This is a genomic window from Nonomuraea longispora (genome assembly GCF_004348345.1).
Lineage (GTDB): Bacteria > Actinomycetota > Actinomycetes > Streptosporangiales > Streptosporangiaceae > Nonomuraea > Nonomuraea longispora.
In genome coordinates, this window is record NZ_SMJZ01000111.1 from 21,543 (window position 1) to 28,704 (window position 7,162).

Here is a 7,162-nt window from a genome sequence, read left to right on the forward strand (position 1 = left end):
CTGATCACGGACAGTCAGGAGGGTGGACGATGGCGGAGCCGTTCGCCTCGCCGGCGGATCCCGGTGGGAAGCGGCAGCCCTTGGAGACACCGGGCGGTGGCGCGTCCCCGCAGGTGATCGTCATCGGGGCAGGTCCGGTCGGGCTGAGCGCGGCGCTGTTGCTGGCCCGGTGGGGCATCCGGGTACTGGTGCTCGACCAGCGCCCGGAGCGCGGGCGGGGCGGGTCGAAGTCGATCTGCCAGCAGCGCGACGTGCTGGACATCTGGTACGCCGCCGGCGCGGGCCGGATCGCCAAGGAGGGCCTGGCCTGGACCACCGCCCGCACCTACTACCGGGGCCGCGAGCTGTTCTCGTGGTCTTTCGAGGGGGAGGGCCCGCTGCCGGCGTGCGTGAACATCTCCCAGACCCGCACCGAGCAGATCCTCGACGCGGCGGTGGCCGCCCAGCCGCTCGTCGAGGTGCGCTGGAACCACGAGGTCACCGGCATCACCCAGGACGCCGGCGGCGTCACCGTGCACTGCGGCGCCCGGCTGCTGCGCGCCTCGTACGTGCTGGCCTGCGCGGGCGCGAGAGCCCAGCGGGTGCGCGAGGCGCTCGGCGTCACGTTCGACGGGCAGACGTACGACGACCGGTTCCTGATCTGCGACATCAGGGCCGACCTGCCGGGCCGGGAGAACGAGCGCCACTTCCACTTCGACCCCGTGTGGAACCCGGGCCGCCAGGTGCTGATCCATCCGTGCCCCGGCGGGACGTTCAGGATCGACTGGCAGATCGCGCCCGACTTCATCCCGGCGGACGCCGACAGGGCGCGGGCCATCCGGAAGGTCGTCGGGGACCGGCCGTACGAGTTGTTGTCGCACAGCACCTACCGGTTCCACTCGCGGATCGCCTCTCGCATGCGCGTCGGCAGGGTGCTGCTCGTCGGCGACTGTGCCCACCTGGTGGCCCCGTTCGGGGCGCGCGGGCTCAACTCCGGCGTCCCCGACGCCGAGAACGCGGCCTGGAAGCTGGCTTTCGTGCTCAACGGATGGGCAGGGGAGGGGCTGCTGGAGACGTACCACATCGAGCGGCACGCGGCGGCGCTGGAGAACCTGGAGGTCACCGCGGCCACCATGCGGTTCATCGCGCCGAGGACCGTGGAGGAGCGGATGCGCAGGAGGACGGCGCTGGAGGGCGGGCGGATCGCGGAAATCGACTCGGGCAGGTTCGCCGAGCCCTTCTGGTACGTGGATTCGCCGCTCACGACGCCGGATCCGGCACGTCCGTTTTCCGGCAGGCCGCCCAGGGGCTCACCCTGCGTGCCCGCCCCAGGGGTGATCCTTCCGGACGTGGCGTTGCCCGAGGGCAGGCTGCGGGAGTTCTGCCGGGACGGTTTCCTGGTTCTGCTGGGTGAAATGTGCGATTCGCGTTTGTTTGTGCAGGTTATGGGCAAGGTCATTAAGGCACCGCTCGCCGTACGTGGGTTCGCGGAGATGGACGGGACAGGCTCGCTCGCCGGGAAGCTCGGCGCCGGGCCCGATGAGGCATGGCTCATCAGGCCCGACTCCCACATCGCCGCGATCATCCCCCATGCGGGGCCGGAGTCGGTGGCGGTCGCTATGAGTCGCGCTCTTGGCGACTTCCCGACATTTGACCCCTAGAGGAGGACTGCGTGACTGGCCGTAGCTCGTTTCTGATCGTCGCGAACCGGTTGCCGGTGGACCGCACGATCGAGCCTGACGGAACGGCCTCGTGGCGCAGGAGTCCTGGCGGGCTCGTCACCGCGATCGCACCGGTGATGAAGCGCCGCCACGGAGCCTGGGCCGGCTGGCACGGGGCGCCCGACGAGAAGCTCGAGCCGTTCGAGCAGGACGGCATGAACCTCGTCCCGATCCCGCTGTCCGCCAGCGAAGTTGAGCTGTACTACGAGGGCTTCTCCAACGCGACCCTGTGGCCGCTGTACCACGACGTCGTCGCCCCGCCGATCTACCACCGGGAGATGTGGGAGACCTACCGCTCGGTCAACGAACGTTTCGCCGCCGCTGCCGCCGACGCCGCCGAACAGGGAGCGGTCGTGTGGGTGCAGGACTATCAGCTGCAACTGGTGCCCGCGATGCTCCGCAGGTTGCGGCCCGACCTGCGGATCGGGTTCTTCCTGCACATCCCGTTCCCGCCGACGGAGCTGTTCTGGCGGCTGCCCTGGCGCAAGGAACTGGTCGAAGGGCTGCTCGGGGCCGACCTGGTCGGCTTCCAGCTCCCCGGCGGCGCCTCCAACTTCCGCCGGTTGTGCAGGCGGCTGCTCGGGCTGCCGTACAAGGGGAACGAGATCTTCCTCGACGACCGCATCGTCACCACGCAGGCGTTCCCGATCTCCGTGGACTTCGCCCACCTCGACTCGCTCGTACGCGAGCCGCACATCGCGGCCAGGGCCAAGGAGATCAGGGTCGAGCTGGGCGACCCCGAACACGTGCTGCTCGGCGTCGACCGCCTCGACTACACCAAGGGCATCGGCCAGCGGCTGGAGGCGTTCGGCGAGCTGCTCAACGACGGGCGGCTGCAGCCGAACGAGGCGGTGTTCGTGCAGATCGCCACGCCGAGCAGGGAACGGGTGGAGGAGTATCGGCGCCTGCGCGACGACATCGAGCTCCAGGTGGGCCGGATCAACGGCGAGCACGCGCAGCTGGGCTACCAGCCCGTGCAGTATTTCCACCAGTCCTACGACCAGGAGGAGCTGGCCGCGCTCTATCTCGCCGCCGACGTCATGGTCGTCACCCCGTTGCGAGACGGGATGAACCTGGTGGCCAAGGAGTACGTCTCCTGCCACCACGACCTCAACGGCGCGCTGGTGCTCAGCGAGTTCACCGGGGCGGCGGACGAGCTGCGCCAGGCGTACCTCGTCAACCCGTACGACGTGGAGGACGTCAAGCGCCAGATGATGACGGCCATGCGGGCCACGCCGCACGAGCTGGCCCGCCGGATGCGCACCATGCGCCGCCGGGTGGCCACCTATGACGTGGACCGCTGGGCGAGTGAGTTCCTCAATGCCCTGGAGTCACCTGCTTCACAGCCTTCCACGCGTCGTAACGCTTCTTGGCGGTCCGGTTGACCACGATCTGGGCCACGGACATGCCGACGCCCATGAGGACGGCGTAACCGATGGCCTCACCCAGGCTGACCTCGGGCGAGTCTGTGTCGATGGGGGGCTCCTTGCCGGTCGCCTTGACCCAGACGAACCCGAGGATCTTCCTGGCCGCCCAGGCCGTCACGAGCCCCACCAAGCCGCCGATGACCCGCCAGGCCACGTCTGGCTTGTCCTCCGCCATGCCGATCTCCCTTCCCGTTGGTAACGAACACTAGTCTGTACCGCTTCCCGTACGCCGAAGCCGTAGCATAAGGAGGCATGACTCAACAGCGACCAGGCCATGCCTCCATGCCGGAAAAGCCGACCCTTGATGGTTTGGAGCAGGTATGGGTAGCTCGTTGGGACGCTGAGGGCACCTACCGTTTCGACAGGTCCGCTCCGCGCGAGCAGGTCTACTCCATCGACACGCCACCGCCCACCGTGTCGGGCTCGCTGCACGTCGGGCACGTCTTCTCCTACACCCAGACCGACATCATGGCCCGCTACCAGCGGATGATCGGCAAGTCGGTGTTCTACCCCATCGGCTGGGACGACAACGGCCTGCCCACCGAGCGCCGGGTGCAGAACGTCTACGGCGTGCGCTGCGATCCGTCGCTGCCCTACGACCCTGACTTCGTCCCGCCGGACAAGCCGGGCAAGCGTGACGTGCCCATCTCGCGGCGCAACTTCGTGGAGCTCTGCCACGAACTGACCGCCGTCGACGAGCAGGTGTTCGAGGAGATGTGGCGGCGGGTCGGCCTGTCGGTCGACTGGTCGCTGCTCTACACCACCATCAGCGACGAGTCCCGGGCGGTCTCCCAGCGGGCGTTCCTGCGCAACCTCAGGCGCGGCGAGGCCTACCTCGCCGAGGCGCCCACGCTGTGGGACGTCACCTTCCGCACCGCCGTCGCGCAGGCCGAGCTCGAGGACCGCGAGTGGCCCGGCGCCTTCCACAAGATCTCCTTCTACGGCGAGCAGGGGCCGGTCTGGATCGAGACCACCCGGCCCGAGCTGATCCCGGCCTGCGTGGCTCTGGTCGCCCACCCCGACGACGAGCGCTACCAGCCGCTGTTCGGCACGTCGGTGCTGACGCCGCTGTTCGGCGTCGAGGTGCCGGTGCTGGCCCACCGCCTGGCCGAGCCGGACAAGGGCACCGGCATCGCGATGATCTGCACGTTCGGTGACGTCACCGACGTGACCTGGTGGCGTGAGCTGCAGTTGCCAACCCGGCCGGTCATCGGCTGGGACGGCCGGCTGTTGCCCGAGCCGCCCGAGGGCGTCGACGCCGCGCCGTACAAAGAGCTGGCGGGCAAGACCGTCCACGGCGCGCGCGAGCGGATCGTGGAGCTGCTGCGCGAGGCCGGTGACCTGGAGGGCGACCCCAAGCCGGTGCGGCGGACGGTGAAGTTCTACGAGCGCGGGGACAAACCGCTGGAGATCGTCACCACCCGGCAGTGGTACATCCGCAACGGCGGACGCGACGAGAAACTGCGCGAGCGGCTGCTGGAGCGGGGCCGGGAGCTCGTGTGGCACCCGCCGCACATGCGCGTCCGCTACGACAACTGGGTGCAGGGGCTCACCAGCGACTGGCTGATCTCCCGCCAGCGCTTCTTCGGCGTGCCCCTCCCCGTCTGGTATCCGGTCGACGAGTCGGGCCGGCCCGTTCACGACGCGCCGATCCTGCCAGCCGAGGACACCCTGCCGATCGACCCGTCCACCGACGTGCCGCCCGGCTACACCGAGGACCAGCGCGGCGTGCCCGGCGGGTTCGTGGCCGACCCCGACGTCATGGACACCTGGGCCACCTCGTCGCTGACGCCGCAGATCGCCGGCCGCTGGGAGAGCGACGACGACCTGTTCAAGCGGGTCTTCCCGGCCGATCTGCGGCCGCAGGCGCACGAGATCATCCGCACCTGGCTGTTCTCGACCGTGGTCAGGTCGCACTACGAGTTCGGCGGGCTGCCGTGGAGCAACGCGGCCATCTCGGGTTGGATCCTCGACCCCGACCGCAAGAAGATGTCCAAGTCCAAGGGCAACGTCGTCACCCCGCTCGACCTGCTGGACAAGCACGGCTCCGACGCCGTTCGCTACTGGGCGGCCAACGGGCGCTACGGCGTCGACACCGCCTTCGACGCCGGGCAGCTCAAGATCGGCCGGCGGCTGGCGATCAAAATCCTCAACGCCTCGAAGTTCGTGCTCGGGCTGGCCGGCAGCGAGGGCGACGTCACCGAGCCGCTCGACCTGTCGATGCTGACCGCCCTGTCCGACACCGTACGCGAGGCGGGGGAGGGGCTCGCCGCCTACGACCACACCAGGGCGCTGGAGGCCGTCGAACGCTTCTTCTGGGCGTTCTGTGACGACTACCTGGAACTGGTCAAGGCCCGCGCCTACGAGTCCGGCCCCGCCGCGGCGTCCGCGCACGCGGCGTTGCGGCAGGCGCTCGACGTGCTGCTGCGGCTGTTCGCGCCGTTCCTTCCCTTCGTGACCGAGGAGGTGTGGTCGTGGTGGCGTGAGGGCTCGGTCCACCGCGCGCCGTGGCCCCAGGCCGAGCCCAGGGGCGGGCGCGGCGACGGTGACCCGGCGGTGCTGGCCGTCGCCTCGGACGTGCTCGGGCGCGTGCGCAAGGCCAAGTCGGAGGCCAAGTTGTCGATGCGGGCCGAGGTCAGCAGGCTCACCGTCTCGGGCCCTGAGATCGCGCTCGTGCGCCTGGCCCAGGACGACCTGTGCGCGGCGGGCAACGTCGAGGAGTTCGTCCTGGAGCACGGCGACGCGCTGCACGCCGAGGTCCAGCTGGGCTGACGCCCGTGTCGGTCGGCCTCCTCGACGTCGACGAGCCTGACCTCCTCCAGGCGGGACCGACGATGTGGCTGGTCACCTCGCCCCTGCGCGGCATGCGCGAGTTGCCCATGACCGCTGGCCGGGGCTAGCCGGGCACGCCGGGCACGACGGCGTCAGGCCGGCCCGCGGGAGATCACACCAGTGCGGCAACCGCGCGCATCCGCCGCCGGGACATGCCAGTCTTGAACCGTGCTTCCCGACCGCCCAACCAATCTCGTGCCGCCCGTCCTGGCCAAGATGGCCGCATGGTGCGGGTGCCTGATCCTCGTCGGCGTGGTCGTCTACTACTTCGTCCAGGTCATCGCCGGCCTCACGTTCGTGGCGCTGCCCGTGGCGATCGCCCTCTTGCTGACCGCGCTGCTGTTCCCGCTGACCAACGCCCTGCGCCGCGCCGGCATGCGGCCCATCTACGCCACCTGGATCACCATGCTGGTGGCGCTGGCCGTCCTGGCCGGCACCGGCTGGCTCGTCGGGGCGCGGGCCAGCGAGGAGTTCCCCAACCTCGTCCGGCAGGTACAGGAGACCGCCAGATCCGTGCAGGAATGGCTGATCAGCGGCCCGCTGCAGCTGGAAGAGGCGCAGATCATCGGCTACGTCGACGAGGTCGTCGACATGGTCAACGCGCAACGCACGGCCATCACGGGCACCGTCCTGTCGGCCGGCGCGGTCGCCTTCGAGGTGCTCGCGTCCATCGTGCTGCTGCTCTTCGTGACGTTCTTCCTGCTCAAGGACGGCGACCGGATCTGGGCGTGGTTCCTCAAGGCGTTCGGCAGCGTGGCTCCGCGCGTCGACCGTGCGGGGCGGGCCGCGTGGACCACGCTGTCCCACTACGTGCAGGGCACCGTGGCCGTCGCCGCCGTGCACGGTCTGATCATGGGAATCGTGCTGGCCGGCATGGGGGTGCCCCTGTGGGCGCCGCTGGCCGTGCTGATCTTCTTCGCCAGCTTCATCCCCATCGTCGGGATCTTCTTCGCGGGCACCGTCGCCACGCTCGTCACGCTGGGCGCCAAGGGCCTCATCTTCGCGCTGATCTTCCTCGGCATCCTCGTCATCGAGCAGCAGCTGGAGAACCACGTGCTCCAGCCCCTGATCGTCGGGCGTGCCCTCAACTTCCACCCGCTGGCGATCATCCTGGTGCTGGCGGTCGGCGGCATCCTCGCGGGCATCGCGGGGGCCGCCGTGGCGGTGCCCGTGGCGGCGGTGATCTACCGGGCGCTGCCGGAG

Annotated in this window: 6 protein-coding genes; 5 read left to right on the plus strand and 1 reads right to left on the minus strand. The window is 69.7% G+C overall.

Annotation, left to right across the window (positions count from 1 at the left end; translation table 11 throughout):
• Positions 1 to 29: 29 nt before the first annotated feature.
• Positions 30 to 1,640 carry an FAD-dependent oxidoreductase gene (locus E1267_RS26240; protein WP_132335966.1) on the plus strand — a complete coding sequence of 537 codons (1,611 nt, stop codon included), beginning with the start codon at positions 30 to 32 and terminating at the stop codon, positions 1,638 to 1,640.
• 11 nt (positions 1,641 to 1,651) lie between these two features.
• Positions 1,652 to 3,085, plus strand: a complete 1,434-nt coding sequence (locus E1267_RS26245; RefSeq protein WP_132335968.1) for an alpha,alpha-trehalose-phosphate synthase (UDP-forming) — start codon at positions 1,652 to 1,654, stop codon at positions 3,083 to 3,085.
• On the opposite strand, the gene E1267_RS26250 is transcribed toward E1267_RS26245, so the two are convergent.
• On the minus strand, positions 3,018 to 3,302 hold the full coding sequence (locus E1267_RS26250) for a DUF4235 domain-containing protein (protein WP_132335970.1): 285 nt from the start codon (positions 3,300 to 3,302) through the stop codon (positions 3,018 to 3,020). The genes E1267_RS26245 and E1267_RS26250 overlap by 68 nt on opposite strands.
• A gap of 77 nt (positions 3,303 to 3,379) precedes the next feature.
• Here E1267_RS26250 and valS point away from each other — a divergent pair, with 77 nt between their 5' ends.
• The 3 genes from valS to E1267_RS26260 form a co-directional block, all read left to right on the plus strand.
• Positions 3,380 to 5,899 (plus strand): valine--tRNA ligase, encoded by a 2,520-nt coding sequence (gene valS, locus E1267_RS26255; RefSeq protein ID WP_425465095.1) that lies wholly within the window; start codon positions 3,380 to 3,382, stop codon positions 5,897 to 5,899.
• A 5-nt stretch (positions 5,900 to 5,904) separates the two neighbouring features.
• On the plus strand, positions 5,905 to 6,027 hold the full coding sequence (locus E1267_RS47415; protein WP_281283710.1) for a hypothetical protein: 123 nt from the start codon (positions 5,905 to 5,907) through the stop codon (positions 6,025 to 6,027).
• A 100-nt stretch (positions 6,028 to 6,127) separates the two neighbouring features.
• On the plus strand, positions 6,128 to 7,162 hold a 1,035-nt coding region (locus tag E1267_RS26260; protein WP_132335974.1), incomplete at its 3' end, for an AI-2E family transporter.

Coding starts and splice junctions, on each gene's coding strand:
- valS (WP_425465095.1), top strand. CDS start 3,380: ATGACTCAACAGCGACCAGGCCATGCCTCCATGCCGGAAAAGCCGACC.
- E1267_RS26250 (WP_132335970.1), bottom strand. CDS start 3,302: ATGGCGGAGGACAAGCCAGACGTGGCCTGGCGGGTCATCGGCGGCTTG.
- E1267_RS26240 (WP_132335966.1), top strand. CDS start 30: ATGGCGGAGCCGTTCGCCTCGCCGGCGGATCCCGGTGGGAAGCGGCAG.